The 26,527-nt window shown below is 65.1% G+C and carries 21 protein-coding genes and 1 pseudogene; 6 read left to right on the top strand and 16 right to left on the bottom strand.

All coding sequences use genetic code 11. The annotated features are described in order from the left end of the window. Positions 1 to 105: 105 nt before the first annotated feature. The 6 genes from QX073_RS03470 to QX073_RS03445 form a co-directional block, all read right to left on the bottom strand. Entirely contained in the window at positions 106 to 468 is a 363-nt protein-coding gene (locus QX073_RS03470; RefSeq protein WP_315749694.1) for an Hpt domain-containing protein, read from the bottom strand. Beyond that, positions 465 to 2,654 carry a hybrid sensor histidine kinase/response regulator gene (locus QX073_RS03465; protein ID WP_316173965.1) on the bottom strand — a complete coding sequence of 730 codons (2,190 nt, stop codon included), beginning with the start codon at positions 2,652 to 2,654 and terminating at the stop codon, positions 465 to 467. The genes QX073_RS03470 and QX073_RS03465 overlap by 4 nt, the downstream gene beginning before the upstream one ends. Positions 2,655 to 2,943: 289 nt before the next feature. Beyond that, a complete protein-coding gene (locus QX073_RS03460) occupies positions 2,944 to 3,663 on the bottom strand; it encodes an RraA family protein (RefSeq protein ID WP_316171230.1) in 720 nt (239 codons plus the stop codon). A 109-nt stretch (positions 3,664 to 3,772) separates the two neighbouring features. After that, on the bottom strand, positions 3,773 to 4,663 hold the full coding sequence (locus QX073_RS03455; RefSeq protein ID WP_315714503.1) for a phosphatidylcholine/phosphatidylserine synthase: 891 nt from the start codon (positions 4,661 to 4,663) through the stop codon (positions 3,773 to 3,775). A gap of 87 nt (positions 4,664 to 4,750) precedes the next feature. Next, positions 4,751 to 5,485: a phosphatidylserine decarboxylase gene (locus tag QX073_RS03450; RefSeq protein WP_315714965.1), complete on the bottom strand. Its 735-nt coding sequence runs from the start codon at positions 5,483 to 5,485 to the stop codon at positions 4,751 to 4,753. 93 nt (positions 5,486 to 5,578) lie between these two features. Then, a complete protein-coding gene (locus QX073_RS03445) occupies positions 5,579 to 7,549 on the bottom strand; it encodes an ABC transporter ATP-binding protein/permease (protein WP_315749689.1) in 1,971 nt (656 codons plus the stop codon). Between the two features lie 244 nt (positions 7,550 to 7,793). Between QX073_RS03445 and QX073_RS03440 the strand changes: the two genes are divergently transcribed. Then, a complete protein-coding gene (locus tag QX073_RS03440) occupies positions 7,794 to 8,396 on the top strand; it encodes a TIGR00730 family Rossman fold protein (RefSeq protein ID WP_315749687.1) in 603 nt (200 codons plus the stop codon). Between the two features lie 4 nt (positions 8,397 to 8,400). On the opposite strand, the gene QX073_RS03435 is transcribed toward QX073_RS03440, so the two are convergent. The 5 genes and pseudogenes from QX073_RS03435 to QX073_RS03415 all read right to left on the bottom strand — a co-directional run bounded on the left by QX073_RS03435 (position 8,401) and on the right by QX073_RS03415 (position 13,231). Then, the gene (locus tag QX073_RS03435) at positions 8,401 to 8,778 is read right to left on the bottom strand and encodes a VOC family protein (protein WP_315749685.1); all 378 of its coding nucleotides are present in this window, start codon (positions 8,776 to 8,778) and stop codon (positions 8,401 to 8,403) included. Positions 8,779 to 8,893: 115 nt separating this feature from the next. Then, entirely contained in the window at positions 8,894 to 10,507 is a 1,614-nt protein-coding gene (cimA, locus tag QX073_RS03430; protein ID WP_316225310.1) for a citramalate synthase, read from the bottom strand. Further along, positions 10,504 to 11,007 (bottom strand): GNAT family N-acetyltransferase, encoded by a 504-nt coding sequence (locus QX073_RS03425; RefSeq protein ID WP_315781082.1) that lies wholly within the window; start codon positions 11,005 to 11,007, stop codon positions 10,504 to 10,506. The genes cimA and QX073_RS03425 overlap by 4 nt, the downstream gene beginning before the upstream one ends. A gap of 596 nt (positions 11,008 to 11,603) precedes the next feature. Continuing rightward, positions 11,604 to 12,872 (bottom strand): annotated as a pseudogene (cysS, locus tag QX073_RS03420) (cysteine--tRNA ligase); the annotation flags it as partial. A gap of 71 nt (positions 12,873 to 12,943) precedes the next feature. Then, on the bottom strand, positions 12,944 to 13,231 hold the full coding sequence (locus QX073_RS03415; RefSeq protein WP_315714510.1) for a hypothetical protein: 288 nt from the start codon (positions 13,229 to 13,231) through the stop codon (positions 12,944 to 12,946). Positions 13,232 to 13,260: 29 nt separating this feature from the next. Between QX073_RS03415 and QX073_RS03410 the strand changes: the two genes are divergently transcribed. Together QX073_RS03410 and QX073_RS03405 are read left to right on the top strand one after the other, a co-directional pair. Continuing rightward, a complete protein-coding gene (locus tag QX073_RS03410) occupies positions 13,261 to 13,569 on the top strand; it encodes a hypothetical protein (RefSeq protein ID WP_315714511.1) in 309 nt (102 codons plus the stop codon). 153 nt (positions 13,570 to 13,722) lie between these two features. Continuing rightward, entirely contained in the window at positions 13,723 to 14,877 is a 1,155-nt protein-coding gene (locus QX073_RS03405) for a DUF2865 domain-containing protein (RefSeq protein ID WP_316225308.1), read from the top strand. Positions 14,878 to 14,900: 23 nt separating this feature from the next. Here the strand turns inward: QX073_RS03405 and QX073_RS03400 are convergent, their stop codons facing one another. Genes QX073_RS03400 through QX073_RS03390 form a run of 3 tightly spaced genes read right to left on the bottom strand, consistent with a single transcriptional unit; the run spans position 14,901 to position 18,043 of the window. Beyond that, entirely contained in the window at positions 14,901 to 16,289 is a 1,389-nt protein-coding gene (locus QX073_RS03400; RefSeq protein WP_316187249.1) for a nitrilase-related carbon-nitrogen hydrolase, read from the bottom strand. Positions 16,290 to 16,301: 12 nt separating this feature from the next. Next, positions 16,302 to 16,655, bottom strand: coding sequence for a diacylglycerol kinase (locus QX073_RS03395; RefSeq protein ID WP_315827363.1), 354 nt, complete (start codon positions 16,653 to 16,655; stop codon positions 16,302 to 16,304). Beyond that, entirely contained in the window at positions 16,655 to 18,043 is a 1,389-nt protein-coding gene (locus tag QX073_RS03390; protein ID WP_315714515.1) for a class II 3-deoxy-7-phosphoheptulonate synthase, read from the bottom strand. Before QX073_RS03390 ends, QX073_RS03395 begins: the two co-directional genes overlap by 1 nt. Positions 18,044 to 18,256: 213 nt before the next feature. Here QX073_RS03390 and QX073_RS03385 point away from each other — a divergent pair, with 213 nt between their 5' ends. The 3 genes from QX073_RS03385 to QX073_RS03375 all read left to right on the top strand — a co-directional run bounded on the left by QX073_RS03385 (position 18,257) and on the right by QX073_RS03375 (position 21,950). Further along, positions 18,257 to 19,090 (top strand): alpha/beta fold hydrolase, encoded by an 834-nt coding sequence (locus tag QX073_RS03385; RefSeq protein ID WP_316225587.1) that lies wholly within the window; start codon positions 18,257 to 18,259, stop codon positions 19,088 to 19,090. 727 nt (positions 19,091 to 19,817) lie between these two features. Beyond that, complete coding sequence (locus tag QX073_RS03380; RefSeq protein ID WP_316225307.1) at positions 19,818 to 20,870, top strand: alpha/beta hydrolase; 1,053 nt, start codon at positions 19,818 to 19,820, stop codon at positions 20,868 to 20,870. Between the two features lie 102 nt (positions 20,871 to 20,972). Then, positions 20,973 to 21,950 (top strand): sensor histidine kinase, encoded by a 978-nt coding sequence (locus tag QX073_RS03375; protein ID WP_315749676.1) that lies wholly within the window; start codon positions 20,973 to 20,975, stop codon positions 21,948 to 21,950. Positions 21,951 to 21,988: 38 nt separating this feature from the next. On the opposite strand, the gene QX073_RS03370 is transcribed toward QX073_RS03375, so the two are convergent. Both QX073_RS03370 and QX073_RS03365 read right to left on the bottom strand, forming a co-directional pair. Next, positions 21,989 to 22,570, bottom strand: a complete 582-nt coding sequence (locus QX073_RS03370) for a hypothetical protein (RefSeq protein ID WP_316164582.1) — start codon at positions 22,568 to 22,570, stop codon at positions 21,989 to 21,991. A 432-nt stretch (positions 22,571 to 23,002) separates the two neighbouring features. Continuing rightward, complete coding sequence (locus tag QX073_RS03365) at positions 23,003 to 26,494, bottom strand: indolepyruvate ferredoxin oxidoreductase family protein (RefSeq protein WP_316225306.1); 3,492 nt, start codon at positions 26,492 to 26,494, stop codon at positions 23,003 to 23,005. Positions 26,495 to 26,527: the final 33 nt, after the last annotated feature.

Genomic DNA, 26,527 nt, shown 5'->3' with positions numbered 1-26,527 from the left:
GGACCGCATGTCACGAGACTAGATGTCCGCCATTAAGGACGAGTTACTGAATTCGGTAGGCATAATGAAAGGTAAACAGCAGCGCCGCAGACCACGCCGACTCGCTCAAGCGGCTGAGGATCCGGACTTCAGCAGGTTCGCCGCGGCGAAGACGGCCGACTGATCGAATGATCGCTGCATCTTGTGGACCATCTCCAGCATCTGCGCCGGCTCCATCGTCGCCGATCCCACCTCGAGTTCGCGCGACAGGCGCGACAGCGCCGAGAAACCGAACGTCGCCGACGAGCTCTTGATCGAATGCGCCTCACGCCTCAGTTCGAGGCGATCCTCGAACTTGGCCGCAAGCGTGCCGAACTTTCCGGACGTATCGTCGAGGAACGTGCGCAGGACCTCCAGCGCATCCTCTTCGCCGAGCTCGGAGACCAGGATCTGATAGACGGATTCGTCGAATTGCACCCAGTCGGTCATGCGACAAGCCTTTCCTTGTGTGTAGCAGCGGCCGCGCGAAGCAGAGCGGCATTCAGTCGATCGCGCGTGACCGGCTTGGTCACGAAGTCGTTCATGCCGGCGTCCGTGCAAGCCAGATGATCCTGGCTGGTGGCGTTGGCCGTCAGGGCAACAATGTAGATGTCCTGGGCGGGCGGCGGCAGCGAGCGGATCATCCGCGTCGCCGTCAGCCCGTCCATCTCGGGCATCATCATGTCCATCAGCACGAGATCGTAGGCCTGCCTCTGCACGGCCGCGATCGCCTGGGTTCCGTTCTCGACGATGTCGTAGCGGTGACCGAGCTTGTCCAGGAGCTTCTTGATGACGAACTGATTGGTCAGATTGTCCTCGGCAACGAGGATCTTCAGCGGCTCGAGGCTGCCCGGACGTTCCTCGGCGATCGTCTCACCGACCGGCACGATGGTCGCCTCGGGCGCGCTCACCTGCTCGACGTCCGGCTGCGTCTGGACCTGGATCGAGAAGGTGAAGGTGCTTCCCTCCCCCACCTTGCTCTGCACCGTGATGTCGCCGCCCATGCAGGTGACGAGGCGCTTGCAGATTGCGAGCCCCAGACCGGTGCCGCCAAAGCGGCGCGAGATGGAATTGTCGACCTGCGAGAACTGCTTGAACAGCCGGCTGACGGCGTCTGCGGGAATGCCGACGCCGGTATCGGCGATCGAGAACACCAGCGTCAGGTGCGGCCCGGCAAGGTTCTCGGCACGGACATCGATATGGACGCCGCCCGATTCGGTGAATTTGAGCGCATTGCCGACCAGGTTGAACAGCACCTGGCGCAATCGCGCGGGATCGCCGACCACGTAGTTCGGCACTTCCGGCGCGATCGAGGTCGTCAGCTGCAGACCCTTTTCCTTGGCGCGGGACACCAGCAGCTCGGCGGTCGCCGTCACCGACCGGTGCAGGTCGAACTCGATGTGCTCGATCTCCAGACGATCGGCATCGAGCTTGGAGAAATCGAGGACGTCGTTGAGCAGCTGCAACAGATAGTCGGCCGACTCGCGCAAGGTGGTCGCGATCTTGCGCTGCTCCGGCGCGAGGTCCGCCGACAGCAAGAGATCGGCAAGGCCGATGACGCCGTTCATCGGCGTGCGTATCTCATGGCTCATCATCGCCAGGAATTCGGAGCGCGCCCGCGTACCTGCCTCGGCGGCATCACGCGAGGCGGCAAGCCCCGCCTGATAGCGCGCAATCAGGATCGTGATGATGCCGATGACCACCGTCAGCAACGCTCCGACCAGCAGATCACGATCGCGGTTGAGCTTGAAGGCGCTGAAGATCTCCTCGGAGGCCTGACCGACGATGACCACCAGCGGCAGATCCTTGATGCGCTGGAACGAGTAGATGCGCGTGACGCCGTCGATCAGACTTTTGAAGGTGTAGAAGCCGCTGCTTCCGTGCTGAATGGCGCTCATCACCGGGCTGCCGGCGAGCGAGGATCCGACGCCCCCCGGACCGGCCGAGGCCCGTGCGCGCACGATGCCGTCGAGACCGAGCAGTGTGACATTGCCCTTCTTGCCGAGATCGACCGAATTGTAGAAGCTCGACAGATATTCAGGGTCGAGCGAGACCACCACGACGCCGCCGAACGAACCGTCCGGCATGATGATGCGGCGGGTCAACTGGATCGACCATTTGTTGGAGACACGGCCGAAGATCGGCTTGCTGATGAAGAGAAAATCATCCTTGCCGTCGGCATGAACGCGGAAGTGCTCGCGGTCGCGCAGGTCGAGGCCCCGCATCTTCGGATCGATGTTGCTGGACAGCATGATGCCGTCCTTGCCGATCACGACGACCTGAAACGAGAAGTCGGACAGGAACTGGCTGTTCTTCGACCATAGCGACATGTCGAAGTTGTGCGGGTCCCTGGCATAGGAGTCGCGGACGTAGAGCAAGGTCTGATCTGCCGCGCGGATCGAGCGGATGATCTGCTCCTCGAACGCGCGGGCCAGATTGGCGCCGTTCTTAAGCGCCGACTGCTCGGTGCGCGTATACTCTTCAGAGATGGTGTAGAAGATGCCGGCCCACACCAGGGCGATCGCCGAGAGGCCGATCGCGGCGCTGCCGAAATGTCCGATCAGCCGAACCATCTTGTCGACGGTCCGGTCGAGCCGCCCGAACAACGGCCCGGATTTCGATATCAGCCTGCGCATGTCCTTCGCCCTCGGGCGACATGCCTATCGGGACAGGCTAGCCATCAGGTAAAGCTTGATGGATAAAATCTTCTCAACGAGCGACGGCCGCTTAACCTTCGGCGAATTCCGGCCTGTTTGCGGGTAATTCGTCACCGTGCGCGATATTTTCGGCGGAGGGTCAGCCGCCACCCCGTAGTCATCCGGATGCGGTTGCAGCGTCGCAGTTCGGCGAGCGCCCAGCGCAAGGCCGGCGGGCCGCACCGCCGCGCGGTACGGCTCGCCCATTGGGACCGGAGTGAAGCGACGCTCAATGAATCTCCGCCGACCGCTTCAAAGCGGCCTTGAGCTTCTCGAGCGAGAAATCCGCAGACCGCGCGATCTCCAGGATCGGCGTTTCACGGCGCGCGCACAACTCGGCCGCCTCGGGAAGCTTCGCCGCGATGTCGGCGGGGATGACGATCGCACCATGGCGATCGGAGTGGATCAGGTCGTCCGAGCGCACGGTCATCCCGGCGACGCGGACCTCGCCGCCGAAGCTCTCGGCATGCACCCACGCATGCGACGGACCGATCGAGCCCGCCAGTGCCTGGAAGCCGGCAGCCCATTGCGGGATGTCGCGGATCGATCCATCGGTGATCACGCCGAGGCAGCCGAGCGCCTTGTGGACGTTGCTCTGTACCTCGCCCCAGAATGCGCCGTAACCGATGTCGGGGCCATCGATATCCTGGATCACGACGATGCGGGGACCATGACCGGTGCCGACATATTCGTAGTAGTCGGTGCGTCGCCTCGCCTGCTCCTCCGCCGGCAATCCCGATTTGACGACGGACCGGATCGTCGCCGTCCGCGCGTAGCCGACCATGGGCGGCAGATCGGGGAACGGACACACCAGCGGCTTGGTCGTGTAGCCGATCAGGCGCCGCTCGGGCGCCACGATCTCCATCGCGTTGCAGATGGTCGGCGTATCGTAGCGCGCGAGCGCCTCGAGGACGAAAGCAGCGAGGGGCGCGGCGGCAGTGCTTGTCACGGGCGTTTTCTCCGGATGATGCGGACGGCATTCGCGGCCGTCCTTGGCCATCCGGTATAACTGAGGCGCCCAAGCCGGCAAAGCGCGCGCCGGGTCTTGGGCCCTGCGCTCAGTGCAGCCGTTCCGGCGGCCGCTGCCCCTGCTCCACCGCTGGCGCGCCGGTCGGCGCAAAAGCCGTCGTGGATGAAGACGAGGCGTGCGACGCCGCAGCCGCGGCACCAAGGACCGCGGCGTGCCGCGCCGCCTGGTGCCGATACAGCCGCCAGCCGAACGGAAGGCTCAGGATGTAGAGGATCGATCCGGCCGACAGGATGTGCCAGGGATAGACCACCAGCAGCGCCACGAAGAACACCACCGAGGCGAACACCGGCAGCACGAGTTCGGGCGAGACACGCATCCGCGTGGTCTTGCCGGAGAACACCGGCAGCCGCGACACCATCAGGAAGGCGATCAGCAGGGTGTAGAACGCCGTCACCAGCGCCGGCGGCCTCGGCAGGTCCAGGAACGCCAGATAGACGGGCAGCAGCACGGTGATGGCGCCGAGCGGTGCCGGCACGCCGGTGAAGAAATTGGCGGCGAAGGGCGGCTTGTTGGGATCGTCGATGCTGGCATTGAAGCGCGCCAGCCGCAGGCCGCCGCTGATGGCGTACATCATGGCGGCGATCCAGCCGCCGTCGCGCAGCTCATGGAGCTGCCAGAAATACAGGATCAGGCCCGGCGCCACGCCGAAATTGACGAAATCGGCCAGGCTGTCGAGCTCGGCGCCGAACTTCGACTGGCCCTTGATCATGCGGGCGATGCGGCCATCGATGCCGTCCAGGAAGGCGGCAAAGACGATGGCGCCGACCGCGAGCTCCATCCGTCCCTCGGTCGACAGCCGGATCGCGGTCAGGCCGGCGCAGATCGCCAGCAGGGTGATCATGTTCGGCACCAGCAGCCGCACCGGGATCGGGCGGAAACGGCGGCGGCGCAGTTCGGGAGAGTTCACGTCGAAGCTCATGATCACACCACGTGTGGTTTGGCCGGAACCTTGTGCCTGAACACAGCTCAAGGTCCCCTTAATGGGTCACCAGCGGGCAGCGACGGTTCACTGGCTCCGGAACGTCAGGCCGGGCACGGGGACGTCGAAATCGGCCAGGATCGTCTCGCCGGCAATGGCCGTCTGCCCCTCCGAGACCAGAACCTCCGTGCCGTCGGGGAGATAGACGTCGAGCCGCGAGCCGAAGCGGATCAGGCCGAAGCGCTCGCCAGCCCCAATGGTCTGCCCCTCGCGCACGAACGACACGATCCGGCGCGCCACGAGGCCTGCGATCTGGACCACGCCGATGCGGCCATGCGGCGTCGAGATCGCGAGCGAGTTGCGCTCGTTGTCCTCGCTCGCCTTGTCGAGCTCGGCATTGATGAAGGCGCCCGGACGGTAGGCGATCTTCTCGATCCGGCCGGCCACCGGGCTGCGGTTCACATGCACGTTGAACACGCTCATGAAGATCGAGACCCGCAGCAGCGGCCGGTCGCCGAGGCCAAGCTCGGCCGGCGGCAGGGCGCGCGTGATCATGGAGATGCGCCCGTCGGCCGGCGCCACCACCAGCCCTTCCCGCTGCGGCGTGACCCGGATCGGGTCGCGGAAGAACAGCGCGCACCAGACGGTGAGCAGCGTGCCGATCCAGCCGAGCGGGGTGAATATCCAGAACAGGATCAGGCTGACGAGGGCAAATCCCCCGATGAAAGGATAACCTTCCGGGTGGATCGGCGGGATCTGAGCGCGGATGGAATTGCTGATCGACATGGCCTGCTTCGTTGAGTGTTGTCGCTCTGACCTCAGAGCGGACCGCCGCCTTGACTAGGTCGATGGCCGGCGAAGGTCAAAATGAATCCTTAATGCATTCTTGAGTTCAGATCAGGGCGGTTCGCGGCATCATTCGGCGGCACTCGCCACCTGTCCGGTCCGATCGGGCCCGGCCGCGTCCGGCTCGCTCCGATCCGGCGGATTGCGGTTCGGCGCCCCCGCATCGTCGCCGATCTGCGCCAGTTTTTCGCGCGCCTCCTCGGCCTCGCGCTGTCGGTTCCACATGCCGGCATACAGCCCGCCTTTGGCCAGCAGCTCGGCATGAGTGCCGCGCTCGGCAATTCGCCCCCGGTCGAGCACGATGATCTCGTCGGCCGCCACGATGGTCGAAAGCCGGTGCGCGATCACGAGCGAGGTACGATTGCGCGACACGCCATCGAGCGCCTCCTGGATCTCGTGTTCGGTATGGCTGTCCAGCGCCGAGGTCGCCTCGTCCAGCACGAGGATGGGCGGCCCCTTCAGGATGGTGCGGGCAATCGCAACGCGCTGCTTCTCGCCACCGGAGAGCTTGAGGCCGCGCTCGCCCACCTGGGTCTCGTAGCCCTTCGGCGCCATCCGGATCAGACCGTCGATCTGGGCCAGCCTCGCTGCCTCCTCGACGGCGGCGTCGTCCGCATCCCAGCGTCCGTAGCGGATGTTGTAGCGGATGGTGTCATTGAACAGCACGGTATCCTGCGGGACCATCCCGATCTGGGCGCGCAGCGACACCTGGGTAACGTCGCGGATGTCCTGGCCGTCGATCAAGATGCGTCCGCCGGAGACGTCGTAGAGCCGAAACAGCAGCCGCGAGATGGTCGACTTGCCAGCACCGGACGGCCCCACGATCGCGACCGTCTTGCCCGCCGGCACCTCGAAGCTCAGCCCCTGCAGGATCGGCCGCTCCGGCTCATAGGCGAAGCGGACGTCGTCGAAGCGGACATTGCCAGAGGTGACCACCAAAGGCGTCGCTCCGGCCGCGTCCTTAACCTCGGCATCGCGCGTGAGCACGCCGAACATCTTCTCGATGTCGATGATCGCCTGCTTGATCTCGCGATAGACCATGCCCATGAAGTTCAGCGGCTGGTAGAGCTGGATCATCATGCTGTTGATCATGACGAAGTCGCCGACCGTGTTGCGTCCCTGACGCACGCCCTGGGCGCACATCAGCATGGCCACCGTCAGCCCGATCGTGAAGATCACGGCCTGCCCGGCGTTGAGCACCGCGAGCGAGGTATAGGTCTTCACGCTGGCCCGCTCGTAGCGCTCCATGGAACGGTCATAACGCTCGGCCTCGCGCGCCTCGGCGCCGAAATACTTCACTGTCTCGTAGTTGAGCAGCGAGTCGATGGCCTTGGTATTGGCATCCGTATCCGAGTCGTTCATGCGGCGCCGGATCTCGATGCGCCACTCGGTCGCAATGTAGGTGTAGTAGAGATAGGCCGCGACCATGGTGAGCGTGACCAGAACGTAGCGCCAGTCGAACTGCCACAGCAGCACCGCCGTCAGCAGCGAGACCTCGACGATGGTCGGGATCAGCTGCAGGATCACCATGCGCACGATGGTCTCGATCGCGTTGCGGCCGCGCTCGAGCACGCGGGTCAGGCCGCCGGTCTTGCGCTCGAGGTGAAAGCGCAGCGATAATTCATGCATGTGGACGAAGGTGATGGTCGCGAGCTTGCGCACGGCATGCATGGCGACGCGGGCAAAAATACCGTCGCGCCACTGCGTCAGCACCGCCATCAGCACCCGAATCCCGCCGTAGCTTGCCGTCATGACGATCGGCGAGGCCACCAGCCAGAACGCCCAGTTATCGGGCGCGATCGGCGCGGTATTGGCGCCGGTCAACGCGTCGATCGCCCATTTGAAGGTGAAGGGCAGGACCAGCGTCGCGACCTTGGCCGCGATCAGCAGCACCACCGACCATAGCACGCGCATCTTCAGGTCGGCGCGATCGCTCGGCCAGATGAAGGGCCACAAGTGGCGCAGCGTGCCGGCCAGCGTTCCCTGCTCGAGGGACGAAGGCTGGTTGGCGGCTGGTTCGGAGGAGGAATCGGGCGGCATCAAACGTTCTGGAGCAGCGAGTGTTTTGGCATGTTGTGATGCCGGGCGTTGCCTGCGTCATATAGAGTGTCCGGGCGCCGGATGCACCGGTACGTCGACGGAATCCGTTGCCGCGGCGCAGTATTTGCATACTTGTTTTCGGACAAATGGACCCATTCAGCCTGCATCAATCCGTGAAAGCCCGCGAATCCACGTCCTCCGCCCTCGTCTTGACGCCTTTCAACTGCAGTGTCACACCGCTCCAATGACTGAAATCCGCACCGTTTGCGTCTATTGCGGCTCCGGCCCGGGGACGAATCCCAGCTTCATCGAATCGGCGAAAGCACTCGGCAAGGCGCTTGCCGAGAACGGCGTCAGGCTCGTCTATGGCGGCGGCTCCATCGGCATGATGGGCGCGGTTGCCAAGGCCGTGCTCGACCATGGCGGCGACGTCACCGGCATCATTCCGGACTTCCTGGTGAAGAAGGAAGTCATGATGCCGCTCAAGGATCTCATCATCACGCCCGACATGCACGAGCGCAAACGGCTGATGTTCGAGCACTCCGACGCGTTCGTGGCGCTGCCCGGCGGCATCGGCACGCTCGAGGAGCTCGTCGAGCAGCTGACCTGGAAGCAGCTCGGACGCCACGCCAAGCCGGTGCTGATGGCCAATATCGACGGCTTCTGGGAACCGCTGTTCGGGCTGCTCGCGCACATGCGCGAGACCGAGTTCATCCGCCCCGGCTTCCAGATCGAGCTGCTCAGGGCCGAACGCGTCGAGGACATCCTGCCGCGCCTGCGCGAGGCCGCCGCCCGCGTCGCCAAGGAAGAGACCGAGATGGCGCCTGAGATCGCCAAACGGCTCTGAGCGCCTACTCGCTCGGGAATGTGACCGCCTCGATCCGGTTGCCATCGGGATCAAGCACAAAGGCCGCATAATAGCGCACGCGATCATGCGGCCGCAGTCCTGGCGCACCGTCGGAAACTCCGCCCGCCTCCAACGCCGCCGCGTGAAGCGCATCGACCTCCGCCGTGCTCCTGGCTCGCAGGCACACATGAGAGCCGGTGTCGGCCGGCACGCGCGCCATGGCGGGGCGTAGATTGATCCAGAATTCCGGATAGGCCTTCCCGAAGCCGATGGTCGTGGGACGCTCGATCAGCCGCGTCAGCCCGAGCGGCGCCAGCGCACGCTCATAGAACCGCGCGCTGCGGACGAGATCGCTGACACCGACGGAGACGTGGTCGATCATGCGTTTGCTCCTGGCCTCTCCAGGTCATTGCGAAGAGCGAAGCGACGAAGCAATCCAGAATCGCGCATTCAGGCCTGGATTGCTTCGCTTCGCTCGCAACGACGGATGCATCATCTCACCCCTTCGCGCCGGACTTCACCAGCTTGTAGAATACCGAATCCATCAGCGCCTGGAACGAGGCGTCGATGATGTTCGGCGAGACGCCGACCGTGGTCCAGCGCTCTCCCTTTTCGTCCTCGCTCTCGATCAGCACGCGCGTGACCGCCTCGGTGCCGCCATTGAGGATACGGACGCGGTAGTCGATCAGCTTGAGGCCGTCGATGAAGCCCTGGTACTTGCCGAGATCCTTGCGCAAGGCGACGTCGAGCGCATTGACCGGGCCGTTGCCTTCCGCCGCCGAGATCAGCCGCTCGCCAGCGACGTCCACCTTGACCACGGCCAGCGCCACCGTGACGCGTTCACCGAGCGCGTTGTAGCGCTGCTCGACATTGACGTCGAACTGCTCGACCCGGAAATACTCCGGCACCGAGCCCAGCGTACGCCGCGCCAGCAACTCGAACGAGGCGTCGGCGGACTCATAGGCGTAGCCCGCGGCCTCGCGCTCCTTCAGCTCCTCGACGAGGCGCGTCAGCTTCGGATCGCTCTTGCTGAAGGGAATGCCGCCGCGCTCCAGCGCCGCGATGACGTTGGATCGTCCGGCCTGGTCGGAGACCAGCACCTTGCGATGATTGCCGACGCGCTCGGGCAGGACGTGCTCATAGGTCTGCGGATCCTTCAGCACGGCCGACGCATGAATACCGGTCTTGGTGACGAAGGCGCTCTCGCCGACATAAGGCGCGTGCCGGTTCGGCGCACGGTTCAGCATGTCGTCGAGCGTGCGCGAGACCTTCATCAGGCCGGCGAGCTGCCGGTCCGATACGGCGATCTCGAACCGATCCGAGAACTCCGTCTTCAGCTTCAAGGTCGGGATCAGTGAGCACAGATTGGCATTGCCGCAGCGCTCACCGAGTCCGTTCAAGGTGCCCTGGATCTGCCGCACGCCAGCGCGGACCGCGGCAAGCGAGTTCGCCACCGCCTGCTCGGTGTCGTTATGGGCGTGGATGCCGAGGTGATCGCCCGGCACGTGCTTGGCGACCTCGCCGACGATCAGCTCGATCTCGTGCGGCATGGTGCCGCCATTGGTGTCGCACAGCACGACCCAGCGCGCGCCGGCCTCATAGGCCGCGCGGGTGCAGGCCAGCGCGAACTCCGCATTCGCCTTGTAGCCGTCGAAGAAATGCTCGCAGTCGAGCATCACCTCGCGCCCCGCAGCCTTCGCGGCCGTCACGCTGTCGCGGATCGAGGCGAGATTCTCCTCGTTGGTGGTCTCCAGCGCGACGCGCACCTGGTAGGCGGATGACTTCGCGACGAAGCAGATCGCGTCCGCCTTGGCCTCCAGCAGCGCCGCCACGCCCGGATCGTTGGACACCGAGCGTCCCGCCCGGCGCGTCATCCCGAAGGCGGTGAAGCGGGCGTGGCCGAGCTTCGGCTTGGCGGCGAAGAACTCGGTGTCGAGCGGGTTGGCGCCGGGATAGCCGCCCTCGACATAGTCGATGCCGAGATCGTCGAGCATGCGCGCGATCGCCTGCTTGTCGGCCAGCGTGAAATCGACACCGTTGGTCTGCGCGCCATCACGCAGGGTGGTGTCGAACAGATAAAGCCGTTCCCTGCTTGTGCCTACCCTGCTCATGCCTGCGCTCCCCCGGAGCCGAGCGTCTTCTTCATCGTCGTGTTGGCGAGCCACTCGCCATTGATGGAGACGCTATTGCGCTGCTGCGCGACGTAGCCGCGCTTGCGGAAGAATTCGACCGCCGTGTCGCTGGCGTCGACCGACAGACCGGTCGTGCCGCGCGCGCCCGCCAGCTTTTCCAGCGCGTCGCATAGCAGGGCCCCGACGCCCTGCCCGGCCGCGTTCGGATGGACATAGAGCATGTCTATGTGATCGTTGCCCTTCAGCGCGGCGAAGCCGACCGGCGAGCCCTGCAGGGTCGCAATCAAGGTGAGCTCGGATGCCAGCCTCTTGCCAAAACCCGTCTCATCCTCAGCAGCGGACGCCCAGGCCTCCTGCTGCTCCTCGCTGTAATCGTCACCGGTCAATTCCTGGATGCTGGCGACGAAGATCGCGGCCAGCACCGGCGCATCAGCGGGAAGAAACGGCCGCAGCGCGGGCCTCGGGAGAGCCTGTCCCATGCGTCACCACATGCCATAGAGTTTCGTGACCAGCGCCACCGCGCCCGCGATCAGTACCAGCTTGAGCAGGATGTAGTACAGCCAGTGCCGCGGAAACGGCGTGTCGGGCCTGCTCATTGAGCATCCTCCCAAATCATGATGGGCTCACCAGTCTTGGGATCCTTCCCGTCTTTGACGGTAACACCCATCTTTGCGAGAAGATCGCGTAATCGATCCGACTCACCGAAATCCTTTCGGGCACGAGCAAGCTGACGAAGCCGCACCAGCTCCTCGATTTCCATTTTCCTTTTGGCCTTTCGACTTAGTCTCCTTGGATCTTCCTTTAGGCGAACCAGTAGACTCCTACTTAGATCCTCGACAATTTCCGAATTCAGGCCGGCCCGCATTGCAGAGCTCTCTCTCCTAAGTAATTCTTGAAGAGCTACCACGTTAGCCAACAACCAAGTGCCAGCTTTTGGACTTCCGCTAGACAGCATTGGCCTTCTTTCGACGCCAGCCGCTATGTTCATCCAATCACCTGAAGATAGCTGAGCTAAACCTTCCAAGGCTAAGGATAACTTCTTGGAAAGCTTCGCTACATTGCTCTGCACCCCCTTAAATCCCAACAGCACTAATATCTTATACATCGTGTATCGATCGCGTATCTCAGAATTATCTGATCGCGCAACTCGGTCGAGTGTAGCGAATACCATTGAGCAATTGAGATCATCCCTAAGAGCACCAATTACCTCGTCGAAAAGGTCTTTATTGATTGAGCTCCTAGTTCGTTCCGCTGCGAAATCCTTCCACACTTGAAGACGTTTTTCACTCTGGAGAAGATTGCTCACAGTCCAATCGATTGGCTGACGATAATGCGTTTGCAGCATCGCAAGTCGCAGCACTTCACCGGGCCACTCGCGTCCTCCAAATTTCGTCGTTGTGAGCAGCTCGTTGATCGTCATGAAATTGCCGAGGCTCTTCGACATCTTCTCGCCTTCGACCTGCAAGAAGCCGTTGTGCATCCAAACATTGGCCATGCGCGCGGTATGAAAGGCGCAGCAGCTCTGAGCCAGCTCGTTCTCGTGATGCGGAAAAACAAGATCAACTCCCCCGCCGTGAATATCGAACTGATGGGGGTGATTCTGTGCTTCGGGTGACAAAGTCGCCTTCATTTTTTCCCAAAGCAGTGTGTTCGACATGGCCGAGCACTCGATGTGCCAGCCGGGACGTCCCTCGACGGCAATGCCGGCCGGCGACGGCCAAGACGGCTCACCGGGCTTCGACGGCTTCCACAGCACGAAATCAGTTACATCGCGCTTGTAGGGCGCGACGTCGACGCGCGCGCCGGCGATCATCTCGTCGAGCGAGCGGTTAGCGAGCGCTCCATAGCGCGGCAGCACGGCGTTAGCTGCGTTCATCGCGGCCGGTGAGAATAGCACGTGATCTTGCGCGACATAGGCAAAGCCACCTGCCACAAGCTTTTCGATGATCGTCCGCATCTCGGCGATGTGCTCGGTCGCCCGCGGCTCCAAGGTAGGCCTGAGGCACCCAAGCGCGTCGACATCCTCGTGGAACTGCCGTTCGGTCACCTCCGTCACATTCCGAATCGCCTCGTTCAGCGGCAGCCCTGGAAAGTCGCGCGCGGCGCGGGCGTTGATCTTGTCGTCGACATCCGTGATGTTGCGGACATAAGTGACGTGATCCTTGCCATAGAGATGCCGCAGCAGCCGGAACAGCACGTCGAAGACGATCACGGGCCGCGCATTGCCGATATGGGCGAAGTCGTAGACCGTCGGTCCGCAGACATACATGCGGACATTGTTCGGATCGAGCGGCACGAAGGGGCGCTTCTCCCGCGACGCGGTGTCGTACAAACGCAAGTCCATGGTCCGTCCCCGAATGCCCTGTGCTCACCGCCCCGCCGGACCGACAGTCCACGACGAAGCGCAACGGTGTCCTACGCCGCACGACCGCCCGCGAGCGGGCCGCCACGGCACGAATCACGCTTCCGACCTGCCGGCCGGGCGTCCTGATCATCTCTGTTGAGAAAAGACGGCCTCAGCCAGCGAATCGCTAGCGCGTAATCTCGCGGCAAATGCAGCAGATGGCGAGGAAACCGTTCATGAAACTCACCATGCTGCAGCAGACTGTCTCCGTCAAGAGCCGCAAAACGGCCGTTTTCACTGCCCAAATGCTCGCGCCCCGCCTCATGGTTAATCATTTTTAAGCTTTTGGGCCTAACCATGAGTTGTCTCCTACACCCACCGGTGCACCATGCGAATCTCCCCGGCGCTGCTCGCCTGCTGTGTTCTCCTCGCCGCCGCGACCACCGCCACGGCGGAGAGTCGCATCTTCATCATCGCCAATGAAGCCGACGGCTACGGCGTCGACCAGTGCCTCGCCAAGGGCGACCGATGCGGCGCCTCGGCCGCGCGGTCGTACTGCCAATCACGGGATTTTGCACAGGCCTCCTCCTATCGCCGCGTCGACCCCGATGAAATCACCGGATCGGTGCCGAAAGCCGGCGCAAACTGCGCCCGTGGCGGCTGCAGCGACTTCGTCGCGATCACCTGCCAGCGCTGAGACGGCCGGGAACGGCGGTTCCCGCCACCCCGGCGCCCTGGAAACGACGTGACGATGCCCGACAAAGCGGCTATGGGATGCCCGCCGCTGCCGCGATTTTTCCGAATTCTGTGCTAATCCCGCGGCTGCACCCATGGACCGGAATACCGCATCTTGATCGCATCCCTGTCTCCGCGCCTGCTGGCCGTGTCTGCGCTGCTCGGACTGACCCTGACCGGCTCGCTCGCCCTGGCGCAATCCAGCTCCGATTCCTATGCGCAGATGCCGCCGGGCCCGCCCGGACCGCAGGCCGGCGTCAATCCGATCTGTCCGCGCCTGGAGGCGCAGCTCGCCTCGATCGATCGCGGTGGCGGCGATCCCGCGCGTGAGGACCAGATCCGGCGCTATCAGGATGCTGCCGCCAAGCAGCAAGGCGAGCTCGACCGCGTCAGCATGCAGGCCAAGCGCATGGGCTGCGACAGCCCGGGCTTCTTCTCGATCTTCAACGGCCGCTCGGCCGAATGCGCCCCGGTGAACAACCAGATCCAGCAGATGCGGTCCAACCTGGACCAGATCATGAGCAGCCTGGAGCGGCTGCGCGGCGGCGGGTTCGGCGGCGAGCGCGACAACCAGCGCCGCTCGGTGCTGGCAGCCCTCGGCCAGAACAATTGCGGCCCGCAATATCAGCAATACGCTAACGCCAATCGCGGCGGCGGCGGCAACTTCCTGACCAGCCTGTTCGGCGGCGGTGCCGACAGCAATCCCGCCGCATCGCTGCCGCCGCCGAGCGCCGATCTCGCGGCACCGCAGGGCACCTACCGGACCGTGTGCGTGCGTAGCTGCGACGGCGCCTATTTCCCGATCTCGTTTGCCACCGTTCCCGGCCGCTTCGCCGACGACGAGCGCGCCTGCAAGGCGCAATGCCCCGCCGCCGACGCGACGCTGTTCACCTATCGCAATCCCGGCGAGGACATGAACCAGGCGGTCTCGGTCAATGGCCAGCCCTACACCGCGCTGCCGAACGCCTTCAAGTATCGCACCGAGTTCAACCCGAGCTGTTCCTGCAAGGCGCCCGGCCAGACCTGGGCCGATGCGCTGAAATCGATCGACGACCGGGCCACAGCCGCCGAGCAGGGCGACATCATCGTCACCGAGGAGAGCGCCAAGCGGATGCAGCAGCGCCAGACCGGCAAGCCGCCGGCGAACGCCGCCCGCAAAGGCGCCACGCCGGCCGATGCCGCAGCGCCCGCGACGGCGGACACCACGACCGGCGCCGGTGGCGACAAGCAGATCCGCACGGTCGGACCGACCTTCATTCCCGCGCGCTGAGCGAGATCGCCGGGCCATCCGCGTCATCCTTCGAACGCATCCGAGAACGCACGGCCAGCTAGATCGGGCGACATGACGTCGCCCGACGGTCCCAGCGCGTTCACGGGCTTCCAACGATTGCGCAGCGCTGCGAGACGAACGATCTCGGCCGGGGACACGCCGTCGACGAGAGTGGCACCGCCAGTCGCGTCACCGATCTCGCAGCCATGCAGGTCCGACGTCTTGCGAGGCACGACCGCGAGCGCACCGGAGAGGCTCGCCAAGGCCAGCAGCAGCGAGCCGCGCACGCGCGCCAGGAGAGCGTGACGGGCGTCGCCCGCCAGCGGCCCGGGGAGAACCGTTTCGAAGCCTGCCACTGCCGGTGCGATCGGCAACGTCTCGGCGGTGACGCCGAACCGCGCCGCGACTGCAATAGCCGGCGATTCCTGCGGCATGTCCGGCCCGGACAGCACCACACCGCGCACCCTCGCAGCTCCGAGCGCATCGACGGCCATCGCCAATGACAGCGCGGATTCGATGCCTCCGGTCAGAGCCAGCACGATCCCGGTGAAGCCATGCTTCTCGACGTGGTCGCGCAGGCCGAGCACGCGGGCCGCGTAGTCCGCCTCGTCGCCCTCGCTCGGCGTGGTGACCGGTCCCCGACACTGCCAGCCGTCGTCTCCCCTGCTCCATGCCAAGGTCGTGACCTCAGCGGCGAAGCCCGGGAGCTGTGCCGCCACCGAGAGATCGGCGTTCAGCGCGAACGATGCGCCGTCGAACACCTTGCCGTCCTGACCACCGACCTGGTTGAGCCAGACGAGCGGCAGATCGCTTTCGGTGACGCGGGCGACCGCGGCCGACAGGCGCCGGTCGCCGCCGCTGCGCAGGTAGCATGAGCGGCTCGGCACGACGATGAGTTCGGCCCCGGTTTCCGCCAGCGTCTCGATGACGTTTTCGTAGCTCGACGATTCTTCGGGCGAGATGTCTTCGCCGATCGCGACGCCGATGCGGACGCCCCGCACGCTGAGCGGGCCGGCCGCCGGGCCGCGCATGAACACGCGCTTCTGATCACCATCGGCCAGGTTGGCCTTGAAGCGCGTCGCGGCGATGCGGCCGGTGTCGAGCAGGACGCAGGCATTGTAGAGCTTGCCGTCGTCGATCCAGGGCGTGCCGATCAGCACAGCCGGCCCGCCATCGGCGGTCTCGCGCGCGAGAGCCTCGATCGCGGCCCGGCACGCGGCCTGAAATGCCGGCTTCAGCACCAGGTCCTGGCATGGATGCCCCGCCAGGAACAGCTCCGGCAGCACCACGAGATCGGCGCCGTCGGCCGCCGCCCTCGCCCGCGCCTCGCGCGCCTTCGCGGCATTTCCCGCGATGTCGCCGACCGTCGGGTTGAGCTGGGCCAGCGTGATCCTGAAGATGTCGGCGGCCATCGCTCAACTCGTTCAAAGCAGCCCGAGCCGCTCGGCGATCGCGAACAGCCAGAAGCAGCCGGACATCAGCAGCGCGACGCCGACGGCGGCCGAGCCGAGATCCTTGACCCGGCCGATCTGCAGATCGTGCTCGGTGGTGAGGCGGTCGGCGAGCTTCTCGATCGCGGTGTTGAGCAGCTCGACGACCAGCACCAGCACCACCGCGCAGACCAGCTCGACGCTCCGCATCGCCGTCGCGCCGACGACATAGGCCAGCGGCAGCGCCAGCAGGAACGCGACCACCTCCTCGCGCACCGCCTGCTCGGAGCGGAGCGCGAAGGCCAGGCCGTTGCGCGAGTTGACCGTCGCGCGCCACAGACGCAGCATCAGAAGCCCGCGACGGCCGGCATCGGTGCGGTCTTGCCGCCGCGCTGCTGCTTCAGCAGCTCGGCGATCAGGAACGCCATGTCGATCGACTGCTCGGCGTTCAGCCGGGGATCGCACACCGTGTGATAGCGGTCGTTGAGATCCTCGTCGGTGATCGCGCGCGCGCCGCCGATGCATTCGGTGACGTCCTTGCCGGTCATCTCGAGATGGATGCCGCCGGCATGGGTGCCCTCCGCGGCATGCACCGCGAAGAACGCCCGCACCTCGGATACGATGCGATCGAACGGCCGTGTCTTGTAGCCCGAGGTCGAGGTGATGGTGTTGCCGTGCATCGGATCGCACGACCACACCACCTTGCGCCCTTCCCGCTGCACCGCGCGGATCAGTCCCGGCAGATGATCGCCGACCTTGTCGGCGCCGAAGCGGTTGATCAGGGTCAGCCGGCCCGGCTCGTTGTCGGGATTGAGGATGTCGATCAGCTTCAGCAGCTCGTCCGGCTTCAGCGACGGGCCGCATTTCAGGCCGATCGGGTTCTTGATGCCGCGGAAATATTCGACATGGCCGTGGTCGAGCTGGCGGGTGCGGTCGCCGATCCAGATGAAATGGCCCGAGGTCGCGTACCAGTCGCCGGTGGTGGAATCGACCCGGGTGAAGGCCTGCTCATAGCCGAGCAGCAGCGCCTCGTGGCTGGTGTAGAAGTCGGTGGCGCGCAGCTCCGGATGGCTCTCGAGGTCGAGGCCGCAGGCGCGCATGAAGTTGAGCGCGTCCGAGATGCGGTCGGCCAGCTCCTTGTAGCGCCGCGACTGCGGGGAATCCTTGACGAAGCCGAGCATCCACTGATGCACGCTGCCGAGATTGGCGAAGCCGCCGGTGGCGAACGCGCGCAGCAGGTTCAAGGTCGCCGCCGACTGCCGGTAGGCGTCGAGCTGGCGCTGCGGATTGGGGATGCGCGCCTCGGGCGTGAACGCCGTGTCGTTGACGATGTCGCCGCGATAGCTCGGCAGCTCGACGCCATTGATCTTCTCCGTCGGCGACGAGCGTGGCTTGGCGAACTGGCCGGCGATGCGGCCGACCTTCACCACCGGCACCGCGCCGGCATAGGTCATGACCACGGCCATCTGCAGCAGCACGCGGAAGAAGTCGCGGATGTTGTTGGCGCCGTGCTCGGCGAAGCTCTCGGCGCAGTCGCCGCCCTGCAACAGGAATGCCTCGCCCGCCGCCACCCGCGCCAGCGCCTTCTTCAGGTTGCGCGCCTCGCCGGCGAACACCAGCGGCGGGAAGGTCGCAAGCTGCGCCTCGACCTCGGCGAGCGCCTTCTGGTCGGGATAGTCAGGCACCTGCTGCACCGGCTTGGACCGCCAGCTCTCCGGGCTCCAGCGCTCGGTCATGGCTCTCTACTCCCTCTCGGCAACTGCACGCCAAATTCCCCGCGCGGCGGCGCGCGCCTTATACACAGCCTGCTCCCGTGCCGCCACTTGGAATTTAGGGCGCGGACACAAGGGCTTGCACCGCCACCCGAATTTGACTTTGCTGCGGAAGGGCAAGTGATGGGAGGACGAGGCGTGGCTGAGACGGGATCCGACGGCGTTTCGAGCGAGGATATGACCCTTCCGGCCGTCGATGGCTTTGCGCTCGCGGGCACCCTGTTCATGCCGCGCGGCACGCCGGCGCATGCCGTGCTGATCAATTCCGGGGCGGCGATCCCGCGCCGGATCTATCGCGGCTTCGCTGCTCATCTTGCCCAGCAGGGTTGCGCGGTTCTGACCTACGACTATCGCGGGATCGGCGGCAGCCGTCCCCGCTCCCTGAAGGGCTTTGCGGCCTCGATGACCGACTGGGCCGCACTCGACATCACCGGCGCGGTCGGTTGGATGCGTGCGCGCTACGGTGCGCTGCCGCTGCGCTATGTCGGCCACTCCTTCGGCGGCCAGACGCTCGGCCTGCTCGCCAACAACACCGAGGTGTCGCGCGCCCTCTTCATCGCCTCGCAGGCCGGCTATTGGAAGCTGATGGCCCCGGGCGAACGCTGGCGCGTGGCGACGATGCTCAACGGCGTTGGCGTCCCGCTGACTCATGCGCTGGGTTACACGCCGGGCTGGAGTGGCGTCGGCGAGGACCTGCCGAAGGGTGTCTTCCTGCAATGGGTGCGCTGGATCATGAGCCCGCGCTATCTGTTCGATGACGCATCGCTGCCGCTTGCCAACTACGCCAACTTCAAGAGTCCCGTCCGGGCGCTGTGCCTCGCCGACGATCCCTGGGCCACGCGGCCCGCGGTTGAGCTGCTGTGCGCTGGTTATACGGGCACGACGCCGGAGCTGCTCGACATCGCGCCGCAGGACGTCGGGGCGTCCGCGATCGGCCATATGGGCTTCTTCCGCGCGGCGCATCGCGACACGCTGTGGCGCAGCGCGACGGAGTGGCTGCTCGAAAGCTGACGCGATCGGTTCGTCATAGCCCATGAGCGAGCGCTCCCGCGGCAGATGCTGCCCGAGCTGTGCTGATGTCGTTCACCCTCATCAAGTCAGAGGGCGCAGGGAAGGCCAGGCGTCGGCTGACGCCTGCGGCCCGCCTGCGAAAAAAATGCAGGCGGCAGGTACCACAGGTGCAGCCGAGAACGCCCGGCCTTCCCTGCGCGACGGTCTTAACGCTTATACGCAGTCTGCCTGGTGCGCCGGGCTTGTTGGCCACCATTCGCGACAATGCTTGCGCATTGCGCGGGACACCAGCATCGGGGTGTCAGCACGCTGCGACTTCACGTCCGCACCATGCCGTTCGTCGGCGCGTCCGAAGACACGCTGCGGCACAAGTGCGGCCATCGCTCCCCGCCTCGCGTGTCGTGACGATCGCGCGCAACGCCCCTCCGGCCGAGGCGGGATGCGCGCATCAAAGCACAATTTCTGAATTTCGTAAAGTAGATTCTGCCCGACGGGCCGTTTGCGCAAGGCACATCTGTGGGGAGTCCTGCCTCGATCCGCCGGGTGCAGAAGCCGGACCGATTGCGCTGGTCGAGCTCGGCCGGAACGCTCGGAGGTCGACCTACACCCCGACCATGCGCGCCAGGACGGCACAACGGAACGAACCGCGTGACCGGCCGTTGCCCCTGCGCTGCATCATTTCTCGGATCCTCCGGATGTCGTGCACGCCTTTCCATGAGGGCAGATGATGACCGCAGCCCGGACCACAGCGCGCGCGCTCGCGGCGTCGACGCCCAGCCGCCTGACCAACTCGACACCATCCCTCCAGCCGCTGGCGCATCGCAGCCGGTCGCTGGCGAAGACTCATCCATTTCTTCTGGCGGCAGCGGCGGCCACGACCGTTCTGGCCGTCACAGCACTGATCAATCGCCGCCTCGCCAAGTCTGCCGAGCGGGCCAATCCTCCCGCCGGCCAGTTCATGGACGTCGACGGCGTCCGGCTGCACTATGTCGAGCGCGGCACCGGCGTGCCGCTGGTGCTGCTGCACGGCAACGGCAGCATGATCCAGGACTTCGCCTCCAGCGGCCTGATCGATCTGGCGGCGCAGAACTACCGTGTCATTGCGTTCGACCGGCCGGGCTTCGGCCACAGCGACCGGCCGCGCAACGTCGTGTGGACGCCGACGGCGCAGGCCGGGCTAATCAAGAGCGCGCTCGATCGCCTGGGCGTCTCGGAGGCCTTCGTCCTGGGTCATTCCTGGGGCGCATCCGTCGCCGTCGCGCTCGCCCTCGAACATCCGACCATGGTCAAGGGCATCGTGCTCGCCTCCGGCTATTACTACCCGACCTTCCGGTCCGACGTGGTGGCCGGATCGGCTCCGGCCATTCCCTTGCTGGGCGATATCCTGCGCTACACCATCTCCCCTCTGATCAGCCGGATGATGTGGCCGCTGCTGATGGCCAAGCTGTTCGGCCCGCGATCGGTTCCGGCGAAGTTTGCCGGCTTCCCCAAGGAAATGGCGGTTCGCCCGTCGCAGATCCGCGCCTCCGCCGCGGAGGCCGCGCTGATGATTCCCGATGCTTTCCGCTTCAGGAGAGCGTACGGTGAGCTGAAGATGCCGGTCGTGATCGTTGCCGGTGATCAGGATCGCCTGATCGACATCGACGCGCAGTCCAGACGGCTTCATCACGACGTCAGCCAGAGCACCTTTCGCCGCGTGCGCGGCGCCGGCCACATGGTGCATCAGACGGCGACCGAGGCCGTCATGTCCTCGATCGACGAAGTCGCAGCGGCGGCGTAGTCGGAGGGCGAACATGGCTGCGGCTGCCGGATTGCGGAATCCGTAGCTTGCAGAGCGGCGAAGAAAGCGGGGATCGAACTCATGGCGGCCGAGGACGCGTGCATGCCGATCTGGCACGAAAAGCATCTGCGCGCTGCCACCAAAGCTGCCGGCGTGGCCCTGTGGTCGTGGAACGTCGACACCGACGCGATCACGATGGACGAGCGCGCCTATGAGCTGTGGGAGGTGCCCAAGACCAAGAGCAGGATCACGTTCGAGGTGCTCTCCCAGAACATTCACCCCGCCGATCTCGAACGGGTGAGATCGGCGTTTTCGGCGACACGGGCGATCGTCGGCGCTTATGAGATCGATTTTCGCATTCTCGCGGATGGCGAAATCCGCTGGATTTCCGCCCGCGGCCAAGGTGACGATGCCGACATCGCCGAGCGTCTGATGTTCGGCATCTTCCTCGACGTGACCCAGCGCAAGCAGGCCGAAGAAGCCAACGAGCTGCTGGCGGGCGAGATGAGCCATCGGGTCAAGAACCTGCTGACGATCGCCACCGCGCTGACGCAGATGACGTCGCGCACGGCAGCGACAAAGGAGGACATGGCCCACGAGCTCGCCAGCCGGCTGATCGCGCTGGGCCGTGCCCAGGATCTGATACGTCCGCGGCCGGGCGGGACGAACCAAGCAGCCCTGCTCGGCGATCTCGTCTCGGTGCTGCTTGCCCCCTATGATGAGAAAGGCGCCAGCGTCCGCATCCGTGTGTCGGTGCCCAAGATGAATGTCGGAGAACGCTCGAGCACGACATTGGCGCTGGTGATCCACGAGCTCGCGACCAACTCGGCGAAATACGGCTCGCTGTCGGTTTCGAGCGGCACGCTGGACGTGTCGTGCAGCGCGCATGACGACGAAGTGGTGATCATGTGGACCGAGCGCGGCGGGCCGCCGAAGTCGGCCGACACGACCGAAGGCTTCGGCAGCAAACTGATCCATCGCAGCATGAACGCCCAGCTCGGCGGCACCATCGCCTTCGACTGGTCCGCCGAAGGCCTGGTCGTGACGCTGCGCATGAGCCGGGAGCGGATGGCGAACTGACGCCCCTGGCCGCCCGTGTCGCTTCGTTCACGTGGGCACTATATGCAATCCTCCCAGGACATGACCGCCGGCAAGATTCCCGTCCTCCAGTAGATCACCTTATCATCCCGGGTCTCGAAAATGATCGCTCTCTTGGCATCCGGGCTCTTGGCGATCACCCAATGATTGGGTGCGGGTGGCGGCTCCGTGACACCCTGCTTCAGCCGCTCGGCCTTGTCTTCCTCGGTCTCCTCGCTCTCGTATGGCGCGAATGTCCGCTCCGTCGCTCCATAGGCACCCGCGATGTCGGCCTCCGTCGACCCCACTCCAACTCCGTTCGCGTCGACGATCTTCGGATCTGGTCGACGCCCATCGTCGAGAAAGAGGTAGATCACGGCAATCCTGCCATCGACGATCACGTAGGACAGCGCTTCGTCCTTGCCGTCGGCGCGACTGGCGACATAGCACTCCTTCGTGTACGGCGGCTCCATCGGACCAAGCTTTGCGTTCAACGCACGCTCGGCCTCGGCAACGGTCATGCCCAGGTCGACCGGCCCCACGCCACGCCAGGACATGACCTCGGCGTGGCTCGAGGTCGATATCGCCGCGATAGCCGCGAACAAGAAAACCAGAACTCGCATGGATCACCACTATCGACGCCTCCATGCATATAGCAACATGTAGTGAATACGGCAGATTTATGCGACATCCGCACGAGTGGGTGAACGGGAGTCATCCAGAGTTGGGCAAGGACGCTAGATTGCTTCGCTACGCTCGCAATGACGGTGGTGTGAGCGCACGACACACTCCCAGGCGTCATTCCGGGGCAGACCGCTCGACAAAATAGCGGAGCCATTTGACGTGAGAGCTGAGCGCGGGTTCCAGAGCCACGACGGGCCGCTGCGACGACGAAAGCGAAAATCTCGCGCAATGATCCCGTCTGTGGTTATGGATTCCCGGCTCGCGCAGGCGCGCACGAGCGCCCCGGAATGACGAGAGGTATACAGATCGCATGATGGTGGGCACGGCGCTCGCGCGCCTTTGCCCACCCTACGGCACGTCGCCTGGAGTGCCTACTCCGCCGCCATCTGCCGTGGCGCCGGCGGCGGGCTGGCGAGGTCGGCGGCGAGTTGCGCATAACGCACTTTCGCGTCGTTCACCGCCTTCTCCTTGACCGGGCCGTAGCCGCGGATCTTGTCCGGCAGCGACAGGAATTCGACGGCGATGTCGACGTTGGCAGGCGACAGCAGGTTCAGCACGGTGGCGACGTCTTTCTCATAGCCGGCGATCAGGTCGCGCTCCATCTTGCGTTCGGCCGCGTAGCCGAAGACGTCCAGTGGTGTGCCGCGCAGGCCCTTCAGTTTTGCCAGCAGGCGGAACATCTTCATCATGCCCGGCCCGAAGCTGCGCTTCTTCGGCCTCCCTTGCGGATCGAGGCCGGAATTGAGGATGGGCGGCGCGAGGTTGAAGCTGATCTTGTAGTCGCCCTCGAACGCGTCATGGAGCTGCTTCTCGAAGCTGCCGTCGGAGAACAACCGCGCCACCTCGTACTCATCCTTGTAGGCGAGCAGCTTGGCATAGTTGATCGCGACCGCGCGCGGCAGCGCCTCGCCGTAGCCGCCCTTGTCGGCGGCCTCGCGCACCTGATCGACCAGCTTGCGGTAGCGCTTGGCGAGCCGGCCGTTCTGGTAGGCCGTGAGATAGGTCATGCGGTGGGCGATGATCTCGTCGAGCGTCATCGCCTCAAGCGATTTCGGCGGCACCGCCTCGTCCTTGCCGGTCATCATGTCGGCGAGCCGCTCCGGGTTGACCACCGCGAGGCGGCCGAGCCGGAACGCCTCGGTGTTCATCTTGACCGCGACGCCGTTGATCGCGATCGCCTTCTCGATCGCCTCGGCCGACAGCGGCAGCAGGCCCTTCTGGTAGGCGTAGCCCATCATCATCATGTTGGTGGCGATGCTGTCGCCAAGCAGCGCTTCGGCCGGCTTGGTGAAATCGAGGAAGGTCGAGTCCTTGTGCAGCGCCGTTTCCAGCAGGCTCGTCACCTTGCGGTTCTGGAAATTGAAGTCGCGGTTGAGCACGAAATCGGCGGTCGGGATCAGATGGCTGTTGATGACACCATGGGTGCGCTCGGCATCGCACAGCGTGATCGTCTCCTTGGCACCCGCCACCACTTCGTCGGCGGCGATGACGAGGTCGGCGGTCCCGGTGACGATGCGCGAGCAGGTCACGTCAGCCGTATTCTCGGAGAGGCGGACATGGCTGAGCACCGCGCCACCCTTCTGCGCGAGGCCCGACATGTCGAGGATCATCGAGGCCTTGCCCTCGATGTGCGCGGCCATGCCGAGCAGCGCGCCGATCGTCAGCACGCCGGTGCCGCCGACGCCGCCGACCGCGACGTTGTAGGGCCGCTCCAGTGACGGCTTGGTCAGCGGTTCCGGCATCTCGCCGATGTCGCCGAGCTCAGCGGGCGCGCGGCTGCGCGGCTTGCCGCCATCGATGGTGACGAAGGACGGGCAGAAGCCCTTCACGCAGGAATAGTCCTTGTTGCAGGAGGACTGGTTGATGACGCGCTTGCGGCCGAGCTCGGTCTCCAGCGGCTCGACCGAGATGCAGTTCGACTGCACCGAGCAGTCGCCGCAGCCCTCGCAGACGGCGGGATTGATGAAGACGCGGCGCTGCGGATCCTCCATCGTGCCGCGCTTGCGGCGGCGGCGCTTCTCGGCGGCGCAGGTCTGCACGAACACGATGGCCGAGGCGCCCTTGGTCTCGCGCAGCGTCTTCATGACGTTTTCGAGCTCGTCGCGGTGCGCAAGCTTGACGCCGGGCGCGATGCTGTCGGCCGGATAGGCGTCTGGATTCTCCGAGACCAGATAGATCTCGCGGATGCCCTCGGCATGCAGCTGGAAGGTGATCTGCTGCGGCGACAAATCGCCGTCATGGCGCTGGCCGCCGGTCATCGCGACCGCGTCGTTGTAGAGGATCTTGTAGGTGATGTTGGCCTTGGAGGCGATCGACTGGCGGATCGCGAGGCTGCCGGAATGGAAATAGGTGCCGTCGCCGAGATTGGCGAAGATGTGCTTCTCGTCGGTGAACGGTGCGATGCCGACCCACGGCACGCCCTCGCCGCCCATATGGGTGAAGGTCTCGGTGTTGCGGTTCATCCACAGCGACATGAAGTGGCAGCCGATGCCGGCCAGCGCGCGGCTGCCCTCGGGCACCTTGGTCGAGGTGTTGTGCGGACAGCCCGAGCAGAAATACGGCGTGCGCGCCACCGGCGAGACCAGTTGCATCTGCGAGGCGTCGCGGCCGTTGAACCAGTCGGCCTTGGCGCGCAGCATCGCCTTGATCTCGGGGTTGAGGTCGAGGCGGAGAAGACGCTCGGTGAGCGATGTCGCGAGCGAGGCGACGGAGAGCTCGGTGGCAAACGGCAGGAAGCGCTTGTCGTGGTCGTCCATCTTGCCGACGATGCGCGGGCGGACGTCGTCGCGCCAGTTGAACAGCTCCTGCTTGACCTGGTTCTCGACGATCTCGCGACGCTCCTCGATGATGAAGATCTCCTCGAGGCCGACCGCGAACTGCCGCACGCCTTCCGGCTCCAGTGGCCAGGGCATGCCGATCTTGTAGAGGCGAAGCCCGATCCTGGCGGCGACCTCCTCGGTGATCCCGAGCTCGCGCAGCGCCTGGCGGATGTCCTCATAGCTCTTGCCCGACGCCATGATGCCGTAGCGGGCGTTCGGTGAGTCCATCGTGATGCGGTTGACCTTGTTGGCGCGGGCAAAGGCGATCGCGGCAAAGCCCTTGTAGTCCTGCAGCCGCCGGTCCTGCTCAAAGCGGTCATCCGGCCAGCGCAGATTGAGGCCGCCCGGCGGCATCTCGAAATCGGCGGGGATGACGAACGGCGTCATCTCGTCGTTGAGGTTGATCTCGGCGGTCGTCTCCACCGTCTCGGTGATCACCTTCATTCCGACCCAGCAGCCGGAATAGCGCGACATCGCGATGCCGAGCAGGCCCATCTCGATCATCTCGTGGATCGAGGACGGATAGAGATAGGGCATCAGCGCCGAGATGAAGGCATGGTCGGACTGATGCGGCACGGTCGAGGATTTGGCGCCGTGGTCGTCGCCGGCGAGACAGAGCACGCCGCCGTTCTTGGCGGAGCCGGCCGCATTGCCGTGGCGAAACACGTCGCCGCAGCGGTCGACGCCGGGGCCCTTGCCGTACCAGATGCCGACGACGCCGTCATACCTGCCGCCGGGCGACAGTGCGAGTTGCTGCGAGCCCCAGATCGCGGTCGCCGCGAGGTCCTCGTTCACGCCGGGCTGGAACTTGATGTTGTACTGCTCGAGATGCTTGCGGGCCGAGAACAGCTGCTGGTCGTAGCCGCCGAGCGGCGAGCCGCGATAGCCGGAGATGAAGCCGGCGGTATGGAGGCCGGCGGCGCGGTCGCGCCGGATCTGGGCCATCGGCAGCCGCACCAGCGCCTGGATGCCGGTCAGGAAGATGTGGCCGGAGCTTGCGGTGTATTTCTGGTCGAGATTGATCTCGCTCTCGTTGAGTCCCATTCCGCCCTCTTGCCGTGCCTTGTCAGGGTGCGC

Origin of the sequence: Bradyrhizobium sp. SZCCHNS3052, from assembly GCF_032484495.1 — a bacterium.
In the GTDB taxonomy this organism is placed as follows: Bacteria; Pseudomonadota; Alphaproteobacteria; order Rhizobiales; family Xanthobacteraceae; genus Bradyrhizobium.
Note: the sequence above shows the minus strand (reverse complement) of the source record. Positions and strands in the feature narration are given on the sequence as shown.

Bases quoted from the DNA above. Each gene is read 5' to 3' on its own strand.
- cimA (WP_316225310.1), bottom strand. From the start codon at position 10,507: ATGAGCAGGGTAGGCACAAGCAGGGAACGGCTTTATCTGTTCGACACC.
- QX073_RS03465 (WP_316173965.1), bottom strand. From the start codon at position 2,654: ATGCGCAGGCTGATATCGAAATCCGGGCCGTTGTTCGGGCGGCTCGAC.
- QX073_RS03370 (WP_316164582.1), bottom strand. From the start codon at position 22,570: ATGCGAGTTCTGGTTTTCTTGTTCGCGGCTATCGCGGCGATATCGACC.
- QX073_RS03425 (WP_315781082.1), bottom strand. From the start codon at position 11,007: ATGGGACAGGCTCTCCCGAGGCCCGCGCTGCGGCCGTTTCTTCCCGCT.
- QX073_RS03410 (WP_315714511.1), top strand. From the start codon at position 13,261: ATGCGAATCTCCCCGGCGCTGCTCGCCTGCTGTGTTCTCCTCGCCGCC.
- QX073_RS03435 (WP_315749685.1), bottom strand. From the start codon at position 8,778: ATGATCGACCACGTCTCCGTCGGTGTCAGCGATCTCGTCCGCAGCGCG.
- QX073_RS03445 (WP_315749689.1), bottom strand. From the start codon at position 7,549: ATGCCGCCCGATTCCTCCTCCGAACCAGCCGCCAACCAGCCTTCGTCC.
- QX073_RS03385 (WP_316225587.1), top strand. From the start codon at position 18,257: ATGACCCTTCCGGCCGTCGATGGCTTTGCGCTCGCGGGCACCCTGTTC.
- QX073_RS03455 (WP_315714503.1), bottom strand. From the start codon at position 4,663: ATGAGCTTCGACGTGAACTCTCCCGAACTGCGCCGCCGCCGTTTCCGC.
- QX073_RS03395 (WP_315827363.1), bottom strand. From the start codon at position 16,655: ATGCTGCGTCTGTGGCGCGCGACGGTCAACTCGCGCAACGGCCTGGCC.
- QX073_RS03375 (WP_315749676.1), top strand. From the start codon at position 20,973: ATGCCGATCTGGCACGAAAAGCATCTGCGCGCTGCCACCAAAGCTGCC.
- QX073_RS03440 (WP_315749687.1), top strand. From the start codon at position 7,794: ATGACTGAAATCCGCACCGTTTGCGTCTATTGCGGCTCCGGCCCGGGG.
- QX073_RS03380 (WP_316225307.1), top strand. From the start codon at position 19,818: ATGACCGCAGCCCGGACCACAGCGCGCGCGCTCGCGGCGTCGACGCCC.
- QX073_RS03365 (WP_316225306.1), bottom strand. From the start codon at position 26,494: ATGGGACTCAACGAGAGCGAGATCAATCTCGACCAGAAATACACCGCA.
- QX073_RS03470 (WP_315749694.1), bottom strand. From the start codon at position 468: ATGACCGACTGGGTGCAATTCGACGAATCCGTCTATCAGATCCTGGTC.
- QX073_RS03415 (WP_315714510.1), bottom strand. From the start codon at position 13,231: ATGGTTAGGCCCAAAAGCTTAAAAATGATTAACCATGAGGCGGGGCGC.
- QX073_RS03390 (WP_315714515.1), bottom strand. From the start codon at position 18,043: ATGACCGAGCGCTGGAGCCCGGAGAGCTGGCGGTCCAAGCCGGTGCAG.
- QX073_RS03400 (WP_316187249.1), bottom strand. From the start codon at position 16,289: ATGGCCGCCGACATCTTCAGGATCACGCTGGCCCAGCTCAACCCGACG.